The sequence below is a fragment of the Paraburkholderia sp. SECH4 genome (genome assembly GCF_030511745.1).
Lineage (GTDB): Bacteria > Pseudomonadota > Gammaproteobacteria > Burkholderiales > Burkholderiaceae > Paraburkholderia > Paraburkholderia madseniana.
In genome coordinates this window covers 130,004-150,263 of record NZ_JALOCP010000009.1, presented here as the reverse complement: position 1 = coordinate 150,263, position 20,260 = coordinate 130,004, and the positions used below count along the sequence as shown (strand labels likewise).

At 62.5% G+C, this 20,260-nt stretch carries 19 protein-coding genes; 8 read left to right on the top strand and 11 right to left on the bottom strand.

Annotation, left to right across the window (positions count from 1 at the left end):
- Positions 1-185 precede the first annotated feature (185 nt).
- Both M0D67_RS15255 and M0D67_RS15250 read right to left on the bottom strand, forming a co-directional pair.
- Positions 186-956, bottom strand: a complete 771-nt coding sequence (locus tag M0D67_RS15255; protein ID WP_168435795.1) for a PP2C family serine/threonine-protein phosphatase — start codon at positions 954-956, stop codon at positions 186-188.
- Between the two features lie 5 nt (positions 957-961).
- Positions 962-1,249, bottom strand: a complete 288-nt coding sequence (locus tag M0D67_RS15250; protein WP_054035641.1) for a hypothetical protein — start codon at positions 1,247-1,249, stop codon at positions 962-964.
- 459 nt (positions 1,250-1,708) lie between these two features.
- Between M0D67_RS15250 and M0D67_RS15245 the strand changes: the two genes are divergently transcribed.
- Entirely contained in the window at positions 1,709-2,212 is a 504-nt protein-coding gene (locus tag M0D67_RS15245; protein ID WP_154562762.1) for a lecithin retinol acyltransferase family protein, read from the top strand.
- 63 nt (positions 2,213-2,275) lie between these two features.
- Entirely contained in the window at positions 2,276-2,530 is a 255-nt protein-coding gene (locus M0D67_RS15240; RefSeq protein WP_266239063.1) for a hypothetical protein, read from the top strand.
- Here the strand turns inward: M0D67_RS15240 and M0D67_RS15235 are convergent.
- Positions 2,527-3,405 (bottom strand): LysR family transcriptional regulator, encoded by an 879-nt coding sequence (locus tag M0D67_RS15235; RefSeq protein WP_266239062.1) that lies wholly within the window; start codon positions 3,403-3,405, stop codon positions 2,527-2,529. The genes M0D67_RS15240 and M0D67_RS15235 overlap by 4 nt on opposite strands.
- Positions 3,406-3,504: 99 nt before the next feature.
- Here M0D67_RS15235 and bla point away from each other — a divergent pair, with 99 nt between their 5' ends.
- On the top strand, positions 3,505-4,440 hold the full coding sequence (bla, locus tag M0D67_RS15230; protein WP_266239061.1) for a class A beta-lactamase: 936 nt from the start codon (positions 3,505-3,507) through the stop codon (positions 4,438-4,440).
- A 167-nt stretch (positions 4,441-4,607) separates the two neighbouring features.
- On the opposite strand, the gene tehA is transcribed toward bla, so the two are convergent.
- Entirely contained in the window at positions 4,608-5,615 is a 1,008-nt protein-coding gene (gene tehA / locus M0D67_RS15225) for a dicarboxylate transporter/tellurite-resistance protein TehA (protein ID WP_266239059.1), read from the bottom strand.
- 303 nt (positions 5,616-5,918) lie between these two features.
- Here tehA and M0D67_RS15220 point away from each other — a divergent pair, with 303 nt between their 5' ends.
- Positions 5,919-6,683, top strand: a complete 765-nt coding sequence (locus M0D67_RS15220; protein WP_266239058.1) for an IclR family transcriptional regulator — start codon at positions 5,919-5,921, stop codon at positions 6,681-6,683.
- Here M0D67_RS15220 and M0D67_RS15215 read toward each other — a convergent pair.
- The 7 genes from M0D67_RS15215 to M0D67_RS15185 all read right to left on the bottom strand — a co-directional run bounded on the left by M0D67_RS15215 (position 6,671) and on the right by M0D67_RS15185 (position 14,573).
- On the bottom strand, positions 6,671-7,495 hold the full coding sequence (locus M0D67_RS15215) for a citryl-CoA lyase (RefSeq protein WP_266239057.1): 825 nt from the start codon (positions 7,493-7,495) through the stop codon (positions 6,671-6,673). The two genes, M0D67_RS15220 and M0D67_RS15215, sit on opposite strands and share 13 nt — an antisense overlap.
- A 2-nt stretch (positions 7,496-7,497) precedes the next feature.
- On the bottom strand, positions 7,498-8,697 hold the full coding sequence (locus M0D67_RS15210) for a CaiB/BaiF CoA-transferase family protein (RefSeq protein ID WP_266239056.1): 1,200 nt from the start codon (positions 8,695-8,697) through the stop codon (positions 7,498-7,500).
- Positions 8,698-8,722: 25 nt separating this feature from the next.
- Positions 8,723-10,156 (bottom strand): MFS transporter, encoded by a 1,434-nt coding sequence (locus tag M0D67_RS15205; protein WP_266239055.1) that lies wholly within the window; start codon positions 10,154-10,156, stop codon positions 8,723-8,725.
- 116 nt (positions 10,157-10,272) lie between these two features.
- On the bottom strand, positions 10,273-10,629 hold the full coding sequence (locus M0D67_RS15200) for a response regulator (protein ID WP_266239054.1): 357 nt from the start codon (positions 10,627-10,629) through the stop codon (positions 10,273-10,275).
- Between the two features lie 595 nt (positions 10,630-11,224).
- Positions 11,225-12,364, bottom strand: coding sequence for a porin (locus M0D67_RS15195; RefSeq protein ID WP_266239053.1), 1,140 nt, complete (start codon positions 12,362-12,364; stop codon positions 11,225-11,227).
- An 80-nt stretch (positions 12,365-12,444) separates the two neighbouring features.
- Positions 12,445-13,692, bottom strand: a complete 1,248-nt coding sequence (gene mhpT / locus M0D67_RS15190; RefSeq protein ID WP_266239052.1) for a 3-(3-hydroxy-phenyl)propionate transporter MhpT — start codon at positions 13,690-13,692, stop codon at positions 12,445-12,447.
- Positions 13,693-14,072: 380 nt separating this feature from the next.
- Positions 14,073-14,573 carry a MarR family winged helix-turn-helix transcriptional regulator gene (locus M0D67_RS15185; protein ID WP_266239051.1) on the bottom strand — a complete coding sequence of 167 codons (501 nt, stop codon included), beginning with the start codon at positions 14,571-14,573 and terminating at the stop codon, positions 14,073-14,075.
- Positions 14,574-14,710: 137 nt separating this feature from the next.
- On the opposite strand from M0D67_RS15185, the gene M0D67_RS15180 reads away from it, so the two are divergent.
- The 4 genes from M0D67_RS15180 to M0D67_RS15165 all read left to right on the top strand — a co-directional run bounded on the left by M0D67_RS15180 (position 14,711) and on the right by M0D67_RS15165 (position 20,230).
- Complete coding sequence (locus tag M0D67_RS15180; RefSeq protein WP_266239050.1) at positions 14,711-15,538, top strand: p-hydroxycinnamoyl CoA hydratase/lyase; 828 nt, start codon at positions 14,711-14,713, stop codon at positions 15,536-15,538.
- Between the two features lie 86 nt (positions 15,539-15,624).
- Positions 15,625-17,076, top strand: coding sequence for an aldehyde dehydrogenase (locus M0D67_RS15175; RefSeq protein ID WP_266239049.1), 1,452 nt, complete (start codon positions 15,625-15,627; stop codon positions 17,074-17,076).
- A gap of 159 nt (positions 17,077-17,235) precedes the next feature.
- Complete coding sequence (locus M0D67_RS15170; protein WP_266239142.1) at positions 17,236-19,074, top strand: feruloyl-CoA synthase; 1,839 nt, start codon at positions 17,236-17,238, stop codon at positions 19,072-19,074.
- A gap of 109 nt (positions 19,075-19,183) precedes the next feature.
- The gene (locus tag M0D67_RS15165) at positions 19,184-20,230 is read left to right on the top strand and encodes a phytoene/squalene synthase family protein (protein ID WP_266239048.1); all 1,047 of its coding nucleotides are present in this window, start codon (positions 19,184-19,186) and stop codon (positions 20,228-20,230) included.
- Positions 20,231-20,260 lie beyond the last annotated feature (30 nt).

Genomic DNA, 20,260 nt, shown 5'->3' with positions numbered 1-20,260 from the left:
TTGCGTCAAGCCCTTGAGCGATCAAGGCCAAGGGCGTGGGTGTTGTCCGCCTGAACGCGTGGACAAAGCGCCGACGGTTGCGTATTGCAATGCAGTACGCTCACGGGAGGGATACTACCCATCCGAATGTTGGGTGGATATTAGGAAGAACACACATAAATTGCAATTTCTTTCGAACTGTGTGTTCAAGGCGCGGGGTTCAGCAGGGTTTTGTCTGACGCATACGGATCTTCAGCCTGCACCACCACGGCGGTGACATTGTCACGTCCGCCGTGCGCAATGGCCAGTTCAACCAGTTCATCGGACGCGCGCTCGCACGCCACCGAGGTCAGCACCGCCAGTATTTCCGCATCGCTGACTTCGTTGCTGAGCCCATCGCTGCAAAGCAGGAAAACGTCGCCGTCCGCGACTTCGATCGCATCGTCGTCGAGTTCGAGCACGTCCGTGGCGCCCACCGCGCGCGTGATCATGTGCTGCGCCGGGTGATGGCGCGCTTCTTCGTCGGTGATCACGCCGAGAGATTTGAGTTCTTCCACCTGACTATGATCGCGCGTGAGTTGCCGCAATTGCCCTTCGCGATACAGATAGAGACGACTGTCGCCGGCCCATAGGTAACCGCAGAAGCGGTCGCACGCGAGCAGCACGATGACGGTGCTGCCGATCCGTTGCACCTGGCGGCGCGCGGCTTCGTCCCTCAGTTGGCGGTTGGCCTTTTGCAGCCGTGCTCGCGCGTCGGCGATGCAGGTTTTCATCGCGAGCGGCGGCGCGAGCCGGCTCAGCGAATCGATCACCACGCGGCTCGCCAGATCGCCGACCGCGTGCCCGCCCATGCCATCGGCGACGGCCCAGCGTCCGGGTTCGGGCTGGGCGAGGCAGGCATCTTCGTTGATTTCACGGACGCGTCCGGCGTCGGACCGCGCGGACGACGTCCATCGAAATTGGCTCGGACAGGTCACAAGGGTTACACCGTATCGTTTCTGCTGCGTGCGTCCGGGGAGACGTTGATGTTCGAGTTCGCACCGGTGTTGCGTACATCGACCGACTGGAACGTGTTGATCATCTGGTTAGCATAGAAGTTGTTCGAGATGTCGTACAGGTTCACGACGGGACCGATGCTCGGCGTTTCCCGCACATAGGGCTGAATCCAGCCGTACACCCACGGCGCACCGCCGCCGCCGCGGATCGCCGCCATTGCTTTACGGTCGAGCGCGAGGTTCAGCGAGAGGTCGTTTACTGTGATGGAAGCCATATCGTTCTCCGGTTGGCCGCGTGCGTCGGGCGCGCGGTTGAAAAGGAATTGAACGTGATGGAGCAAGTGCTGTGCCAGTTTGCGGCTCGAGCGGGCGCTTTCTCGTATCGCGTTGATTGGTGGGCGATTCCGCGCACCTGGGCAGGCAGCGCCTGTTCGTGCAGAACTGGAGAGGTCGGGATGCAGCCAACATCCGGGCACTCACACCGGTGCAGGACCCAACACATTGGCCGGACTCCCGGCCCCTGGCGAACCCACTCGCTGCGGCTCAACCGACGCTCCAAATGATCGACGTCTGCCAACAGATCGGTTTGATTTGTGTCGGATCCCAACGGACATCTGCCGCACTCAGAATGCCTCCCAATTCCTGTCAGCCCTTTAAATAAAGGCTTTTCGCCACATGGCCCGGATGATGCAAAAGATCTCGCAACAGTGTTGGATATTGAAGCGAGACCAGCCATGAACACGAACCACCTCCCGACGAGCAGCGAAGACCAAGACGAACGCTGCAATGAAACGTCGACTATCGACCTGCCGATCGGCGCGCATCTCGTGACGCAACGGCGCGGCTACGAACATCACGGCATTTATGTCGGCAATGGCCGCGTGGTTCATTACGCGGGTTTTGCGAGCTCGGCGCATCGCGGTCCGGTGGAAGAAGTGGAATTGACCAGCTTCGCCGCCGGTCATCCGTTGACGATCCGCCCGACCCCGAGCGCCCGTTACGTCGGCGATGAAGCCGTGCGCCGCGCCCGCTCCCGCCTCGGCGAAAACCACTACCGCCTGCTGACGAATAACTGCGAGCACTTCTGCGCGTGGTGCCTGCTTGGCGAAAGCCGCAGCGAACAGGTGCATTGCTGCTTGACGCATCCCCGTGCCGGCGTGCTCACGCTGGTGTGTCTGGTGAAGGCGTTTGTCGAACGCACCGCGAAGAATGGTCAGGTTGCCGCCCAACTCGCCTGAGCGAGCAGTAGCGAGCAGGAACGAGTTCAGCAATTCAGGGATTCAAGGATCGAGGAGAGCATCATGGTTGCCGCAGAAAAGACCTTGCACTGGGCCGTCGATAAATGGCTTGCGCCGACCCCGTCGATGCCCGCACGTGTCGTTCAGTTTTGCCACCGCGCGTCGAAGCATCAGCGTTACGTTTGTGTAGAAGCTTTGCGGCCGAGCGGTTTGTTGTCGATCTTCTTCTTCCGTCATGACGACGGCTCGTGGAACGTGTTCCCGCCGCAAGCCGAGCGGCCCGCCATGAACGGCCATCGACGCGCGGCACCTTGCTAGCTTTGTGTGTGCGAGGCCGCTTCCTTGACGATCCACTGACTGAACAGCAGCATCGCCGACGTCATCGGTTTGCCTTTCAACCACGTCAGCCAGTAGCTGCTGGCGTGAACTTCCACCTCGAAAGGCCGCACCAGCCGGCCCGTGTTGATCTCGTGATCGAACATCAGCGCCGGCGCCAGCGCGATACCCGCACCCTGCATGGCCGCTTCCACCATGAGCCGCGATGAATCGAACACCGGGCCGCGAATCGGCCGCGGCGGGATGCCGGCAGCCGTGAACCAGTTCATCCAGTCGTCGACGCGATAGGAGCGCAGCAAAGTTTCGTTGGCGAGATCCGTTGGCACGGACAGACGCCTGGCGATCTCGGGCGCACACAGAATCGCGAGCGGTGCGTCGAGCAGCCGGGTGGCGAGCGAGCCTGGCCAGGTGCCGTCGCCGAAACGGATCGCGAAGTCGAGGCCTTCGGTGGCGAGATCGACCAGATTGTTGTTCGTCAGCAGCCGCAGCTCGACAAACGGATGCGCGTCGCGAAACGACTTGAGCCGCGACATCAGCCAGCCCACCGCGAAAGTGCCCACCACGCCGACCGTCAACACCTCGTGGAAGTGGCCGCCGTCGAACTGTTTGAGCACGGCTTCGATGCGATCGAATGCATCCGTGAGGACAGGGCGCAGCGCGAGGCCTTCGTCGGTCATGGCCAGTCCGCGGGGCAGACGTTTGAAGAGCGCCGTGCCAAGCCGCTCCTCCAGCGTTCTGACCTGCTGGCTCACGGCCGCCTGCGTGACGTTCAATTCGAGCGCGGCGCGCGTGAAGCTCAGATGCCGCGCGGACGATTCGAAGGCGCGCAGCGCATTCAACGGGAGATACGGTCTCATGGCGGAGGCATAAGATTTTCTAGGGGTTAGGCTAACTTATCATCGTTTGCCAGCGGACGCCGAAAAACCGATAGTTGCGGCTTCACATAAGGAGCGGCGATGATCACAAGACGGAAATTCGCGGGCGCGATGCTCGGTGTTTCGATAGCTGGGGTTGCGGTTAGCAGCGGCGGCGCGTTCGGGAAAGCGGTGAAGGCGGGCGCGGCAAAGCAGGGCGGCAGAGTGGCCAAGGCGGACGCCATTCGTCAACGGCTCGCGCAGATCGAAGCGGAAAGCGGCGGCCGGCTCGGCGTGTCGATCGTCGACACGACCTCCGGATTGCACGCCGGTTTGCGGACGGACGAGCGTTTTCCGATGTGCAGCACGTTCAAACTGCTGGCGGCGAGTTTCGTGCTGACGCGCGTGGATCACGGACAAGAAGACCTGGAACGGCGCATCGTGTTTTCCAAAAGCGATCTTGTGCCGTACTCGCCCGCCACCAGCCAGCACACCCGTGAGCGCACCAGCGAAGCGGGGATGAGCGTCGCCGACTTGTGCAAGGCGGCCATTACGCTCAGCGATAACACAGCGGCTAATCTGCTGCTGGCGAGCTTTGGCGGCCCCGCGGCTTTGACCGCGTTCGCGCGCAGTATCGGCGACGGCATCACGCGCCTGGACCGCAATGAGCCGACGCTGAACGAAGCGACGCCCGGCGATCCACGCGACACCACCACGCCCAATGCCATGCTCGGCAATCTGCGCGAGCTGCTGCTGGGCGAGCGTTTGTCTTCGTCGTCGCGTGCGCAATTGCTGGCCTGGCTCGCCGCCAATCAGACTGGTGGCGAAAGGATTCGCGCGAAGCTGCCGAAGGATTGGGGCGTCGGCGATAAAACGGGTACGGGCGATCACGGCACGGCAAATGACGTCGCGATTCTGTGGCCGCCGGGACGCGGGCCAATTCTCGTGACGGTCTACCTGACCGAAACGAGCGGCGATGCGGCGCGCTGCAATGCGGCGATTGCTGGCGTCGGCGCGTTGATCGCGGCGTCGGTTTGATGGTGTGAGCGTTCGTTCAGGTAAGCCGTCGCCTGGCCAACCGCACGGGATCTGCGCATTTGGCAAGCGACGGATTTTCGCTCACAATTTTTTCCGCCCAAGGGCCACGATAAATACCTGACCAGCACCTCGCGGGCGGCTATCCGTGGACTTGGGCGTTTTCATTTCTAGGCGCGTGCGATACGCGAGTCAGCCGGAATTCGAGCGATAGGCTGAGGAGCAACCGTAGCCGGAATCAACTTCCCTTGCACCAGCAACCCAAGCGTCTTCACCACAAAAATTCCAATCACCACATTCGCCGCGATGAACAAAACCGGCGCGAGCCATTCGAGCGGACCCGTTGCGCCTCGTTCGACCATGCGGATCGCCATCGTCGGCAATGCGGCTACACCGAAGCTGAACGCCCAGTATCCCGGCACGAATGCTTGCTGGCGAATCCACGGCAGCAGACGCAACAGCAGCAACGCCTGGTAGAGCCCATAGCCGAGCAGCATCAGCGCGACCAGATCAGGCGTGCCACTGCTTAGGCTTAGATACGTCACACCGCCCACCACCGGCGGCGCGAGCTGAATGCCGAGGATCGGACGCAGTGCTTCGGGCGGCGGTTCATGCACGGCGGCGCGGTGCAGAATCATCGATTCGATCGCGAGCCAGGACAGCACGCCGGCGCCGAAGAACAGCCCGCCCAACTGATGAAAACCGAAGGCAGCCGCCGCCGTGCCCGCGACAAAACTCGACGCGACGGTCGGCAGATAAATGGCCGGCGTGATCAGTTCAGGCTTGCGCCCACCCTGCCAGAGCCGTCCATGCAGGTACACGCCGAGCACCAATTGGGCGACCACGGCCACGCCGAACAGTGCAAGCGCAACCGAATGCGCATAAGGCTGCAAGAGCTGCGCGGCCAGCAAACTCGAAACCGGCCCGAGCGCCGCAAACGACGATTGCACCGGATGCTGCATTTCCGCGCGAGCCTCGGCTGCATGCGTCAGCCACTTATGCCCGTATGCGAGCAGAACGACGAGCCACACCGCAAGCGCTGCGACGCTCAACACGTCTCCGGCGATTGTGGGCAAATGCCACACCCTGATCGCCACACGCCACAAGTTGGCGAACGCCAGCGCGCCCACCGCCATGCCGAAGAAAGAAACTGGAATCGTGCCACGATTGCTGTTCATCTCTGATCCTCCGAAGCGTTGCGACGCGCTCCGATGTTCCGGCGTTGCGCGTTCGATAACGTACTCTAGAGGGCGGTGGCAAAACGCTGAATGCCGGGACGGCTCAACAAATGGCGCGATCGTCTCAACGTGCATTCACAGCGCGTGCTTTGCCCCAGTTGCGGCACGTTCCGTCGGGTTTCGCCGTCCAGCCGCTGATTTCCGGCTGTTTCGGCCCCGAAGAATCACTGCCTGATATGACAGCCCCGCGTCATGGCGTAAAATTTCCACTTCGATATGAAGTAACGTCATTTACGCTAACTCATGCCAACGCCTGCGGACAAATCAAACTCAAAGGAAAGCGAGGGCGTTGCCGTCATCGATCGTGCTTGCGCGATTCTGTTCGCCTTCAGGCCGGACGACGTCGCGCTCACGCTCGCCGAACTCGCGGCGCGCACGGGGCTCTACAAGAGCACGCTGTTGCGGCTTGCGGGCTCGCTGATCCAGCACCGCCTACTGCTTCGTCTGGATGACGGCCGCTATCAACTCGGCTCGGCGACCTTCATGCTCGGCGCGCTGTATCAGCGCAGCCTGAACGTCGGTGACATTCTGGTGCCGCTGATGCGCGAACTTGCGGAAACGAGCGGCGAAAGCGTCTCCTTCTATGTGCGCGACGAGGCGGTGCGTGTGTGTCTGCATCGTGTGGATTCGACGCATGCGGTGCGATTTCACGTGCGCGAAGGTGACGTGCTGCCGCTGGAAAGCGGCTCGGGCGGTCTTGCATTGCTGGCGTTCGGCGGCATGCCGGGCGAGCCGTACGAGAAAATTCGCGAGGACTTCTACTGTGTGTCGATCGGCGAGCGTGATCGGGAGACGGCGGGGGTTTCGATGCCGGTATTCGGTGTGCGCCAGAGTTTGCGTGGCGTGCTGACGCTTGCAGGCCCGAGTTCGCGCATCGATCAGGCGTTCCTCGAGAGCAATCTCGGCGCGCTGTTCGATTGCGCCGCACGCGCAACGGATGCATTAGGCGGCGACTCGCGCGCAATGCGCAACGCGCAGCGGCGCGCGGCCGAAGTTCAGGACAGGTGACGCTCGGGCTTGCCCGTGTACGTGTAGCTCATCTGGCGCGGCATCGGGCCTTTGTTGCGCTCGTTGCGTCCGCGTTGCTCCCAGGCATGCGACAGAATGCCGACCGCGCGTGACAGACAGAACACGCCGCGCGCCAGCTCCGGCGCAAAGCCGAGTTCCGCGTAGATCACGGCCGTTGCGCCGTCGATATTCATCGGCACGGGTTTGTTCTTGCGCTGCTTGAGCAAGGCTTCAATGCCGCGCGCGATAGCGGCGTATCGTCCGCTGATGCTTTGCTGTTCGACGCTGTCGTCCACGAGCGAAAGAAGCCGGATTGCGCGTGGATCGACCGGATGAAAGCGGTGCCCGAAGCCAGGCAAATACTTGCCGTGTTCGACGGTAAAAGCATCGACACCTTGCTCGACGGCTTCTTCCAACTTGGCACCTGCTTGCACGCGTTCGGCAATCGAGTCGTACAGTTCGACCGCCTGTTGACCGGCGCCGCCGTGCACATCATCCAGCGCATTGATCGCGGAGGCCATCGCGCCGTTCAACGGCAAACCGCAACTGGTCGCCATCCGCGAGATTGCAATCGACGGTGCATGCGGGCCATGATCGACCGATGCCACCAACGCCGCTTCGAACAAACGCGCTTGCGCGGCATCGGGCAGTTCGCCGCGCAGCATTAGCCAGATCATCTGCGGAAAACTGACGTTGCCGATTAACTCCTGAATCGGAAAACCGCGCACCTTGATCGAGCCGGGATGGATATCGATGATCGAGGTGCTCCAGTACTCGGCGGCGAGCTTGGCGGCGTCGAATGCTTGCGTCATGTTCAGATGACTCCTTCGGAGCGTAGGTGGTCGATTTGTGCGTCGTCGTAACCGAGCGAGGCGAGATGCTCACGCGTGTGAGCCGAAAGAGCCGGGGCGGGTGTGGTCGGCGCCGTGTCGGCATCGGAGAGGCGAAAGCCCGCACGGGTGACGCGTTGCCGCTCAGTGGTATCGTCGCCGGCAAATTCGCGGATGAACTCGCGCGATGCCAGATGAGGATGCGCGAGAATCTCCGGCACCGACATCACGCGCCCGGCCGGCACGCCTGCTTCGAAGAATTTCGCTTCCCAGTTTGTGGCGTTGTCGCTTGCAAGCGCCGCTTCGATTTCGGCTTTCAATGCCGCGCGATTCGCTTTGCGTGCGTTGCGCTCGGAAAAGCGCGCGTCGTCGAGCAGATCGGCGCGGCCGATCAGATGGCAGAGGCTCGCGAACTGCTTGTTCTCGTTCGCGGCGATATTGAGGGGGCCGTCGCCGGTTTTGAAGGTGCCCGAAGGTGCCGCGGTGAAATTCTCGTTACCCATCGGCTCGGGCGTGACACCGGCGTTCAGGTAGTTCGACACGACCCAGCCCATCGTCGCCAGCGTGGCTTCCAGCATCGAGACGTCGAGCATGCGGCCGTGTCCGCTCGCGCGGGCATCGACCAACGCGGCGCAGATGCCGAACGCCGCCGTGAGACCGCCCACGGTATCCGACACCGGATAGCCGACGCGCAACGGTGCGCTGTCGGCATCGCCGGTCACGCTCATCACGCCCGAGATGCCCTGAATGATCTGGTCGTAGGCGGGGCGTTTCGAAAACTCGCCGTCCATGCCGAAGCCGGAGATCGCGCAATACACGAGCTTGGGATTCACTTCACGTAGGGCATCGAAATCGAGGCCGAGCCGCGTCATCACACCCGGCCGGAAGTTTTCGACCAGCACGTCGGCGGTTTTGACGAACTCGCGCAAAATGGCCTTGCCGCGCGGGTCTTTCAGATTGAGCGTGATGGACTGCTTGCCCGCATTTACCGCGACGAACGAGGCGCCCATGTTGCGCATGGACGCTTCCTTGTCGGCGCCTAAACGCCGCGCAAGATCGCCGCCCTCCGGGTGTTCGACCTTGATCACGTCGGCGCCGAGCAGCGCGAGTTGATATGCGCAAAACGGGCCCGCCAACACATTCGATAAATCCAGTACCCGCACTCCAGCCAACGGCAGCGTCATCTTTGAAGCCTCTTGTTCAATGCGTTCAATGCGAAATTTCGTCGAGGTTGCGATTGTTGGTGCGTGGCCCGAAGATGCCGATCGCGCCCATCACCATCACCATCGACACAGTGATCAACGCGAATACGCCCGGCACCTGGAAGTGGCGCAGCGCGAAGGCGATCATGAAGCCGGAAAACATCGCGGATAAACGCGACATCGAGTAGACGAAGCCGACGGCGCGCGCCCGCAAGCGCGTGGGGAACAGTTCGGTCTGGTACGCGTGATAGCCGACCGACAGCAGCGTGCCGCTAAGCGTGATCAGCACACCGAGCATCATCAGCATGGCAGGCGAGGTTTGCATCGCGAACAGGCTGCCGAACACGGCGATACCGAGTGCCGACAACACGATCAACGTCTTGCGTTCGATGCGGTCCGCGATCGCCATGCCGATTAGCGGTCCGAACGGATTCGAGGCCGCGATAACGAACGAGTACATCAGGCTGTGCGTGATCGTTATGCCTTTCGACACCAGCAGGGTCGGCACCCATGACGCGAAACCGTAGAAGCCGATCGCCTGGAACAGGTTGAACACGAGCATCGTGATCGCGCGTTTGCGGTACGGCGGCTGCCAGATTTCGCGGAAGGCCGCCTTGGTGGTGGCCGGCTCGACTGTCGGGACAGGGGCGGGCAATGGCTTTCCGTATTGCTTCGCGACTTTCGCTTCGATGGCCTGCAGGACCTGTTCCGCTTCGGCGGCGCGGCCTTGCTGAGCGAGCCAACGCGGGCTTTCCGGCACGCGCCGGCGAATGGACCACACCACGACCGCGCCGAGCGCGCCGATGATCACGACCCAGCGCCAGCCGTCGACGCCGTAAGGCGTTTGCGGCACCAGCCACCATGCAAGCAGAGCGACGGACGGCACGGCGGTGTACTGCACCAGATGAACGAAAGCGAACGCGCGGCCACGCAGATGTTTCGGCACGAGTTCGCTGACGTACGTGTCGATCGTCACCAGTTCGACGCCCACGCCGATGCCCGCGATCAGGCGCCACAGGTTGATGGCGGGCGCGGTGGTTTGCAGCGCCATGACCAGTGTGGCGGCGGAATACCACAGCAGGGAAACAGTAAACACGGTTCTGCGGCCATAGCGGTCCGCCATGCCCGCGAAAAAGAACGTGCCGATGAAGAGCCCCGCGAACGACGCCGCCACGAAGGCGCCCAGCCCGGACACGCCGAAGAACGACGCAGTGGTAGTCGCGTAGAGCCCGCTTTTGACGAGGCCCGGGCCGACATAGGCCGTAAAAAACAGATCGTAGAACTCGAACCAGCCGCCGATCGACAGCAGAAACACCAGCATCCATACCGTGCGCGTCGCCGGCAGACGGTCGATGCGCGCGTTGATGCCGGTCGTGAGTCCCTGCGCACTGGCGCTTGAATCGGGCGACGCGCCGGGTGCGTCGATCGGCAGGCTTGCCATGGAATCCTCCTTGGAGTGTCTTTTGTCGTATCGTTCTGTCTGACGGAACGACGTTCTATTTAATGAGTGTGCCGAGGTTAGTCCGTGTGGCGTCTGCCAGGAATTCGGGGTTTTACCTAGCCGTCACCCCCCATTTGCTGCAACATCGCGAGAAGGGCGTCGAATGAAAGCGGCTTGCGCGCGTAGGCGATGGTGGAATTCGGTTGCACGGGGATATCCGCTGCGGCGCTGCACAGGATGATCGGAATCGCGCGCAGGTTGGGGGCGTTGTACAGTGCGGCGCACAGTTGCAGCCCCGACATGACCGGCATCATGCAGTCCGACACGATGATGTCGGGCCGGGCAAGGCTGATCTGTTCAAGCGCGGCCGCCCCGTTGGACGCCGTCAGTACGGTATAGCCATGCCGTTCCAGCAACAGTCGCCAGACCGCAAGGATGTCGAATTCGTCGTCCACGACCAGAATGGTTTTCATCGGCGGCTACGTTTTTCGCCGCGGCGTCAGCGTGGCCGACAGGCCTTGCGCTGAAACCCTGGCGGGGCTGACCAGACCTCCGCCCAGAATCTCATCGAAACCGGGGACACCTGTTTCCATGTTGGAGCGGGAGGATGTCTGAGATTCGTGGATAGTCATTGTCGATATGTCGTTCAAAGTACGGAGAAGCGACAGCTTGCAAATGAAATCAAGCGGATGCGCATCGCTCAACCTAACCGCGTCGCAATTCGCGTTCCCGCTGGTGGGCGACGCTGCGCGTGTCGGCATTCGATGAGGGGGATCCTGGCTGGGGCCGCCCCCCGCTTGGTGAACAGCATGCGGGAGGCCGGCGCGTAGCGTGCGCAAGGGGACGGGAGAGGGGGTTACAGGGCGGTGCGGAGAGAGTGCGGCGGCGTTTTTTTCAACTCGATGCAACGTAGGGGGCACGGCAGGAGAGGAGGCGGGCATGTCCCTCGCGCATGCAAAGTACCCGTCATGCGCGAGGATGAGGCGTTTTCTGCGAGTTCGGTAATGATTCGGTTATGCCCTGGCTATACGACTCGCATCGCCGGAGCGGTGCTTCATGCAGTGTCCCCTAGAACGAATGACGAATGCCGAGCATCACGCCGGTTTGGCCAGTGCCTGCCGTTGGTGTCGTGCCGCCGCCACCGGCGCTGACCGAGTAGCGTGCCTTCGCGCTGTTGGCGAGATACGAGCCTTGCGCATAGACGGCGGTGCGTTTCGACAGCAGATAGGTGGTGCGTAGCGTGCCCATCGTGGCGCGCGTGTCGTGCTCGCTATTGGTGATGTGATAGACCTCGCCGTCGACGATAAAGGCTGGCGTCACGAAGTACGAGGCACCGACGAAGAACAGATTCGAGCGCACGGCTGCAATCGTGACGGCCGATGGCTCGACCCGGCGATTGAGCCAGCCCGCGCCGATCTTTGCCTTGCCGATATTGGCGTACGCGCTGACGTGGGTGCGGACGTCTTTGTCGGCGGCATTGGTGAGTGGAATGGGCGCAACACCGTCGAAGAAGTTTGCCGCAGCCGTGCTTCCGCCGCGTTGCTCCTCATACGACGCCGCAACACCGAATAGCGGCGCGTCGTATTTCAACATCACCGACCACTCGCGGCATTCCGTTGCATGCCCGGCTACCGAGCCGGTGCAGGTGCCCTGGCCCGGCGAGTTGCCGGTGCCCGCCGCGTCGCGGCCGAATGAATAGTTCGCGCCGAGCGTCACGCCCGCATAAGTGCCCAGGTAGGTCACCGAGTTATCGGCGCGGGCGTTCGGCACGTAGGCGTCGAGCGAACCCAGGCCGTAGATGTCTGGGCCGATCAGGTCCGCGCCCATCAGCGCTAGATACGTCATCGTGTACTGGCGTCCGAACGAGACCGTGCCGTACGGACTCTTGATGCCGACGAATGCCTGACGCCCGAACAACCGGCCGCCCTGACCGAGATCGCCGGCGCGCACGTTGAAGCCGCTTTCCAGCGTGAATACCGCGCTATAACCGCCGCCCAGGTCTTCATTGCCGCGCAGGCCCCAGCGTGAAGGCAGTTCGCCGGTGACCGACGGCATGCGAAAGACGCTTTTGCCCGCGCCGTTCGCGTGCGATACGTATTCGATGCCGGTGTCGATGATGCCGTAGAGCGTTACGCTCGATTGAGCCGCCGCGGCGCCGCTGACGGCGCATAATGCGCCGCAAAGAAGGATGCGTGTGGATGCTTGCATGCAGGGTGTCTCCAAACCGTTGATCGAATGTGTTTGTTGTGGGGTCTTCTTGAGTCTTCTTGCCTGGCCGGTCCGGCAGGTCAGTCGTCGGCACGCGGACGGCGCAGCAACAGCAGCGCAGCCGCGGCGGCGATCAGCGTGACGGGAATGCTCGCGCCGATCACCGTCGACGAACTGCGCCCCATCGCCAGCAATTGACCTGCTGCCAGCGGTCCGACCACCGAGCCGATACGACCCACCGCCACTGCCGCGCCGACACCGGTGCCACGCATGGCAGTCGGATAGAACGCCGCCGAGAGCGCGTACAGCACCGATTGCCCACCGATCACGAACATCCCCGCGAAGAACGCTGAGGTCGCGAGCGCGCCGAAGCCGGGCGCCCTCGAGAGCGCCGCGAGCGACGCGATGATTCCGACATACATGCCCGCCACCACGACGCCAGAGCGCATCCGGTCCATCAACATGCCGATGCACAACGCGCCGATGCCGCCGCCGATGTTGAAGAAAATCTGTACGTAGCCCACTTGTGCGCGCGACAGGCCGCTTGCGGCCATCAGCGAAGGCAGCCAGTTGAGCAGGAAGTAGAGGACGATTAGTGTGCAGAAATAGCTGACCCAGATCGGCACGGTCGAGAGGCCACGTGTGCCGCCGAACAGAATCTCGCCGACCGGCGCGGGCCTCGCATGACCGTTTCGCGAGGCTTGAGTGAATGCCTTCGAATCCGCGAGAAACACGAGCAACAGCGGAACCAGCACTAGCGGCCCAGCGCCGCCGACGTAGAAGATGTGCCGCCATTCGGTGTCGCCCGCGCTCAACACGCCGATCACCGAAGCGATCACACCGCCGAACGGAATGCCGCAATACATCACGCTCACGGCGGTGCTGCGCGAGCGTGGTTCGACCGCTTCCGACGACAACGCGATCAGGTTAGGCAGTGCACCGCCAAGACCAATGCCCGTCAGCACCCGCACGATCACTAGCGTGTGAAAATCGCTTACTAGTGCGGTCGCGATCGACAACAAGCCGAACAGGCATGCGGAAATCACCAGCACGCGCTTGCGGCCGATCCGGTCGGCAAGCCGTCCGCCGAACATCGCACCCGGCAGCAGGCCGAAGGTCCCGGCGCTGAACGCGAGACCCATCTGGCCGACCGACAGACCGAACTCACGCGCCATCCTTGGCGCGGCGACACCGACCGACTGCAGGTCGAGCCCTTCGAGCAACGCGATGGCAAAACACAATCCCAGTGTGACAAAGGCGCCTGTCCGGCCGGACGTCGCCGGTCCGGCAACGCTTTCTGTCGAGGGTAGTACTCCGGCTCTTTTCACGTTAGTGATCCTTATTAAAGTGCGTGGTTTTCCGGCGTCGATGAAGAGCGGCAGGTGCAGAGTCGCCGTCTGGTGTGCCGGCTTGGCGCAGAAACGGTTGCGTTTGCTCAGCGGCGGGGCGGTCCGGTGTGCCAGGCCGCCTCGGTGAAACGGGATTCAGACCGCCGTCGAGGTCACCGTGGAATGCTTAAGAACCACCCAGCGAAAGTCGCAGTGCGCAGCACATCGGTTCGATGCCTGCGTTGCCGTCCGTTTGCTTCGACGCGATGCAACGCGTCTCCATACGCTGCATCGTGGATAGGATTTAATATCAGGTAGACTGATAATACAAGTGCAAATGTTTCGGTGAAAACACCTAGCGATTTGCAAAGACGGGGAGGTTAGTCGCGCAGGTTGCGCACGAAAGTTTCGAGGTGGTTTTGTACGACACCGGCCGTTTCGAGCTCAAGGCCTTCCATCATCTGTTTCTCGATCGTCTTCACCGCCTGCTCGCATTCGCGCAGCACGGCCCGCCCTTCATCGGTCAGTTGCAGCAGCACGATGCGGCCGTGCGTCGGGTCCGGCTCGCGGCTGACCCAGTTCCGGCTCGCCATGGCGTTCATCACTTCGTTGGCCGATTGCGGCGTGATGAAGGAGCGTTCGGCAACTTGCGCATTGGATGCCTGCCCCTTCGCATCGAGCACCGAAAGCGCGGTGAATTGCGAGAGCGTCAGGCCGAGTGGTGCGAGTGCTTCGGTCATGCGGCGCCGCAGGATGCGGTCGAGACTCCCGATCACATAGGCCAACCGCAGGTGCGGGCGACGGGTATGCGTGGTGGTGGGTTCGGCGGGCGAATCTGGATTTTTGCTCATGGTGGGCTGGAGGTCCGGTCTAGCCTGCATCTTAGCGCGCCTCTGCGTTAAATCGACCGATAGGGGTTTGCACCGAGTCTGCGAAATTCCACTTTACATATCAGGTAGCCTGATATTAAATGCAGTCATCGGGCCGCTGCTGGGGTCAACATTCACGGAGAAAGTAGATGAGTTACGAAGGTCGTTGGAAAACCGTCAAGGTCGATGTGGCAGAGGGCATCGCATGGGTCACGTTCAATCGTCCTGAGAAGCGCAACGCGATGAGCCCGACATTGAACAAGGAAATGATCGAGGTCCTCGAGGCAGTCGAGCTGGACGCCGAAGCACAGGTTCTCGTGCTGACGGGCGAGGGCGACGCGTGGACCGCCGGCATGGACCTGAAGGAATATTTCCGTGAAGTCGACGCCGGTCCGGAAATCCTGCAAGAAAAGATTCGCCGCGATGCATGCCGCTGGCAATGGCAGTTGCTGCGCATGTACGCGAAGCCGACCATCGCGATGGTCAACGGCTGGTGTTTCGGCGGCGGCTTCTCGCCGCTGGTGGCGTGCGATCTCGCGATCGCCGCGGACGAAGCCGTGTTCGGCCTCTCCGAAATCAACTGGGGCATTCCGCCGGGCAACCTGGTGAGCAAGGCGATGGCGGATACCGTCGGACATCGTCAAGCGCTTTACTACATCATGACCGGCGAGACTTTCACGGGTCAGGAAGCCGCGCAGATGGGTCTCGTCAACAACAGCGTGCCGCGTGCCGATCTGCGCGAGGCCACACGTGTTCTTGCAGGCAAGCTGTTGCAGAAGAATCCGGTGGTGCTGCGCGCGGCCAAGCATGGCTTCAAGCGCTGCCGCGAACTGACGTGGGATCAGAACGAGGATTACCTGTACGCCAAGCTGGATCAGGCGCAACTGCGCGATCCCGAAGGCGGCCGCGAGCAGGGCCTGAAGCAGTTCCTCGACGAGAAGGCGATCAAGCCGGGTCTGCAAACCTACAAGCGCTGAACTATTGCAGGCGCTAAGGTTGCGTCAGGCAGATACGCGCGTAGGAAGACTGGCTGGACGAGTGACGTAGCGAGGAGACGAGACACATGCATGAAGTGACATTGTTGATCGGGGGCGAGAGCCGTGGCGCATCGGACGGCAGAACTTTCGAGCGGATCAATCCCGCGACCGGCGTGGCAGCCTCGCGTGCGGCTGCCGCCACGTTGGCCGATGCAGACGCGGCTGTCGTTGCCGCGGCGCGCGCATTCCCGGCATGGTCGGCATTGGCGCCGACCGAACGTCGCAAACGTCTATTGGCCGCTGCCGATCTGATGGATGCGCGCACCGCGCAGTTCATCGAAACCGGCGTGGCCGAAACCGGCGCGATGCCGAACTGGTACGGCTTCAATGTGATGCTGGCCGCCAACATGCTGCGCGAAGCCGCCGCGATGACCACGCAGATCGATGGCGACGTGATTCCGTCGGACGTGCCGGGCAGTCTCGCGATGGCCGTGCGCCAGCCGTGCGGCGTGGTGCTCGGCATGGCGCCGTGGAATGCGCCGGTGATTCTCGGCACCCGGGCAATCGCCATGCCGCTTGCTTGCGGCAACACGGTCGTGCTTAAGGCTTCCGAAGGCTGTCCGGGTGTGCATCGGCTGATCGGCAGCGTGTTGCAGGAGGCCGGCCTCGGCGACGGCGTGGTGAACGTCATCACGCATTCCGCTGAAGATGCGCCGGTGATCGTCGAAAGATTGATCGCTCATCCGGCGGTGCGGCGAGTCAATTTCACCGGCTCGACGCGGGTTGGACGCATCGTCGCGCAACATGCCGCGCAGCATCTGAAACCGGCGTTGCTCGAACTCGGCGGCAAGGCGCCAGTGGTCGTGCTCGACGACGCCGATCTGGAGGCGGCGGTGGACGGCATCGCGTTTGGCGCGTTCTTCAACCAGGGGCAGATTTGCATGTCGACGGAGCGGCTGATCGTCGACCGCAAAATTGCCGACGTGCTGGTCGAGAAGCTCGCGGCCAAAGCGCGAACCCTGAAGGCGGGCGATCCCGCTGCGGCCGAATCCGTACTCGGCGTGCTCGAAAGTGTGGCGGCCGCGCGGCGCATCAAGGCGCTCGTTGAGGACGCGCATGAGAAGGGCGCGAAGCTGCCGGTCGGCTGCTCGGTAGAAGGCGCCGTGATGCAGCCGGTGATTGTCGATGGTGTGACGCGGGACATGTTGCTCTATGCCGAAGAATCCTTTGGCCCGGTGGTGACGATGCAGCGTGTGGACGGTGACGAGGAAGCGATTCAGGTTGCCAACGATAGTGAATACGGTCTCTCCGCGGCGGTATTCAGCCGCGATATATCGCGTGCGTTGAATGTGGCGAAACGCATCGAATCGGGTATCTGCCATATCAACGGACCGACCGTGCACGACGAAGCGCAGATGCCGTTCGGCGGGGTGAAGAAGAGCGGCTATGGGCGCTTTGGCAGCAAGGCGTCGATCGCGGAGTTCACCGACCTGCGTTGGATCACGATTCAAACCGGCCCGCGGCACTATCCGATTTGATTGTCCGCAGTCGAATAGCCGCGTTGGGGCATCAAACGAAGGTCGCTCCGCCGCAGAGAGCGGAGCTTCCCTAGGAGACAGGCGTTGCATTCCGAGCCGAGACAACCGAACACCCCAGTCGCGCACGACAACGCGCCGACGCACTACCGCGCGGCGACGATCGGCGCGTCATCGTTGCACGCGCAACGGCACGGCGATACGTGGTATTTGCGCGCTGCCGAGCCGCTCGGCGAACACCCACAACGTATGACCGACCGGCTCGCGAGCGGCGCGCGCGAACATCCGGAGCGCTGGCTCGCGGCGCGACGCGGCAGCGACGGTCAATGGATCGGCCTGAGCTACGCGAAGGCGCTGCAAGGTGCTCGCGCGATTGGGCAAGCGCTGCTGGCGCGCGATCTTTCCGTTGAACGTCCGGTCGTGATTCTCTCGGGCAACGATCTCGAACACCTGCAACTGGCGCTCGGCGCGATGTGGGCCGGCATTCCGTATGCGGCGATTTCCCCGGCGTATGCGCTCGCTTCCGGCGACTTCGGCAAGCTGCGCCATACGATTGATCTGCTGACGCCGGGCCTGGTTTTCGCAAGCAACTACGACCTGTTCGCCAAGGCAATCGATGCCGTGGTGCCAGCCGACGTCGAAGTTGTCGCTGCAACGGGACCCAAAGAACCACAGGCATCGCGCAGCGTGACTTCATTCATCGACCTGCTGAATACAACACCCGACACGGTCGATTCCGTTCAGGCGGCGGTGAGCCCGGACGCCATCGCCAAGTTTCTGTTCACGTCGGGTTCGACCAAACTGCCCAAGGCCGTGCCGACCACGCACCGCATGCTATGCAGCAACCAGCAGATGCTGCTCGAAACGTTTCCCGAGTTCGCGAACGTGCCGCCGGTGCTGGTCGACTGGTTGCCGTGGAATCACACCTTCGGCGGCAGCCATAACGCGGGCATCGCGCTCTACAACGGCGGCACGCTCTTTATCGACGATGGCAAGCCGGTCAACGGCAAGTTCGAGGAAACGCTGCGCAACCTGCGTGAAATCGCGCCAACGATCTACTTCAACGTGCCGAAGGGGTGGGAAGAACTCGCCATCGCGCTGGAGCAGGACGCGCAATTGCGTGAGACGTTTTTCTCCCGCGTGAAGGTGTATTTCTTCGCAGGTGCGGGGCTCTCGCAAGCGGCGTGGGACCGGCTCGAACGCGTCACCGAGCAATATTGCGGCGAACGCATTCGCATCATGGCCGGACTCGGCATGACCGAGACCTCACCGTCCTGCCTGTTCACCACGGGTCCGATCATGCGCGCCGGCTATGTCGGCTCACCGGCGCCTGGCTGCGAGGTCAAACTCGCACCGGTCGGAGACAAACTCGAAGCGCGCTATCGCGGACCCCATGTCATGGCCGGCTATTGGCGCGCGAATTCCGCGGAGTTGGACAACGCCTTCGACGAAGAAGGTTACTTTTGCAGCGGCGACGCGTTGCGCTTTGTCGATGTCGAACGGCCGGAGCTCGGGCTGTTGTTCGACGGGCGTATCGCTGAGGACTTCAAGCTGAGTTCGGGCACTTTCGTTAGCGTGGGCCCGATGCGGGCTCGCGTGATCTCCGAAGGCGCGCCGTATGTGCAGGACGTGGTGGTCGCCGGGATGAATCGCGACGACGTGGGTTTGCTGGTGTTTCCGCGGCTCGACGATTGCCGGCGGCTGGCTGGCTTGCCTCTGTCGGCCGGCGCGCGTGAGGTAATTGAAGCCCCCGTCGTGCGGGCGCATTTTGCGGCCTTGTTGGCGACGCTCAATCGCAGTGCGACCGGCGGCGCAACCACGATCGCCCGCATCCGGCTCATGGACGTCGCTCCTTCGCTCGACCTCGGCGAGATCACCGATAAAGGGTCGATCAATCAGCGCGCGGTGCTGACGCATCGGGCGGCGCTCGTCGAAGCGATGTACGACGCGGCACAGCGCGACCCCGCCGTGATTTACGCGGCCACTCGTGGCGCGATGTAAGGCACGGGTCGTTCGCTGAGTCCGGGTCCCTCGTCGCACGGCAAAGGCGCTTCGCCGTATACAATTCGGCAGCGCCTGATTTTTGCCCAATACTGACCTGATCCCACTCATGCCGAATCCGACCCGGGCCTTTCTTCTCGGTCCGCTCCTGAAAGGCGTTTCACGCTCCTTCTATCTCACCCTGCGCGTGCTGCCCGTCGGGATGCGCGATCCGATCGGACTCGCGTACCTGCTCGCGCGCGCGGCCGACACGATTGCGGACACCTCGCTGATCTCGCCCGAGCAACGTCTTGCCATGCTGCTGTCGCTGCGCGACCAGGTCAACGGCGCTCCGAACGACGGCGCGCTGTTCCAGCGCATGGCCACGGAAGTGGCGGGCCAACAGATCCAGTCCGATGAAAAGGTCCTGCTCGAATCGCTAGGACCCGCGCTCGAGGTGCTGCTGCAACTGAGCGAGTCCGACCGCAAGGCCGTACGCGAGATTGTGTCGACGCTGACCGAGGGCATGGAATTCGACCTTCGCACGTTCCCCGACGAACGTTCCGGCCAGATCGCCGCGCTGCGCGAGTACGACGAACTCGACCGCTATACCTACCTGGTGGCGGGCTGCGTCGGCGAATTCTGGACCACCATGACTTACGCGCACATGCCCGGCACGCTGAAAGAGCGGCCCGAGACGATGGCGCGCCGAGGCGTGCGTTTCGGCAAAGCGCTGCAGATGACCAACGTGCTGCGCGATTGCGGCAAGGATTTGCGGATCGGCCGCTGCTACCTTCCGCAGACGATGCTCGATCAACATGCGCTGAGCGCGCAGGATCTCCTGCAGCCGGCAAATTCTGTTCGCGCCCGGCCTCTGATGTTGGAACTCGTGCGCAAGTCGCTCGATCATTTTCGCGAGGCGTTGGACTACACACTGGCGATTCCCGCGTTTTCAGTGCGTTTGCGCCTCGCCTGCTTGTGGCCGATTCTGATCGGCCTGGACACGCTGCTGTTGCTGGTGGATAACGATGCCTGGCTCGACCCGGCGAAAGTCTCCAAGGTGCGGCGCAATCAGGTGTATCAGATCATCGCCTCATCGCTACTTCTGGTGCCTTCGAATGGGCTGGTGCGCAAGTCGGTTGAAACGCGGATCAAGCAGATTGAAGCTCGCCTTTGAGCGCCTGCTTCGCTATACGAATCAGTTTGC

Coding starts and splice junctions, on each gene's coding strand:
- M0D67_RS15180 (WP_266239050.1), top strand. CDS start 14,711: ATGAGTTACGAAGGTCGTTGGAAAACCGTCAAGGTCGATGTGGCAGAG.
- M0D67_RS15245 (WP_154562762.1), top strand. CDS start 1,709: ATGAACACGAACCACCTCCCGACGAGCAGCGAAGACCAAGACGAACGC.
- M0D67_RS15220 (WP_266239058.1), top strand. CDS start 5,919: ATGCCAACGCCTGCGGACAAATCAAACTCAAAGGAAAGCGAGGGCGTT.
- M0D67_RS15165 (WP_266239048.1), top strand. CDS start 19,184: ATGCCGAATCCGACCCGGGCCTTTCTTCTCGGTCCGCTCCTGAAAGGC.
- M0D67_RS15235 (WP_266239062.1), bottom strand. CDS start 3,405: ATGAGACCGTATCTCCCGTTGAATGCGCTGCGCGCCTTCGAATCGTCC.
- M0D67_RS15210 (WP_266239056.1), bottom strand. CDS start 8,697: ATGACGCTGCCGTTGGCTGGAGTGCGGGTACTGGATTTATCGAATGTG.
- M0D67_RS15185 (WP_266239051.1), bottom strand. CDS start 14,573: ATGCAGGCTAGACCGGACCTCCAGCCCACCATGAGCAAAAATCCAGAT.
- M0D67_RS15175 (WP_266239049.1), top strand. CDS start 15,625: ATGCATGAAGTGACATTGTTGATCGGGGGCGAGAGCCGTGGCGCATCG.
- M0D67_RS15250 (WP_054035641.1), bottom strand. CDS start 1,249: ATGGCTTCCATCACAGTAAACGACCTCTCGCTGAACCTCGCGCTCGAC.
- M0D67_RS15200 (WP_266239054.1), bottom strand. CDS start 10,629: ATGAAAACCATTCTGGTCGTGGACGACGAATTCGACATCCTTGCGGTC.
- M0D67_RS15205 (WP_266239055.1), bottom strand. CDS start 10,156: ATGGCAAGCCTGCCGATCGACGCACCCGGCGCGTCGCCCGATTCAAGC.
- M0D67_RS15240 (WP_266239063.1), top strand. CDS start 2,276: ATGGTTGCCGCAGAAAAGACCTTGCACTGGGCCGTCGATAAATGGCTT.
- M0D67_RS15215 (WP_266239057.1), bottom strand. CDS start 7,495: ATGACGCAAGCATTCGACGCCGCCAAGCTCGCCGCCGAGTACTGGAGC.
- bla (WP_266239061.1), top strand. CDS start 3,505: ATGATCACAAGACGGAAATTCGCGGGCGCGATGCTCGGTGTTTCGATA.
- tehA (WP_266239059.1), bottom strand. CDS start 5,615: ATGAACAGCAATCGTGGCACGATTCCAGTTTCTTTCTTCGGCATGGCG.
- M0D67_RS15195 (WP_266239053.1), bottom strand. CDS start 12,364: ATGCAAGCATCCACACGCATCCTTCTTTGCGGCGCATTATGCGCCGTC.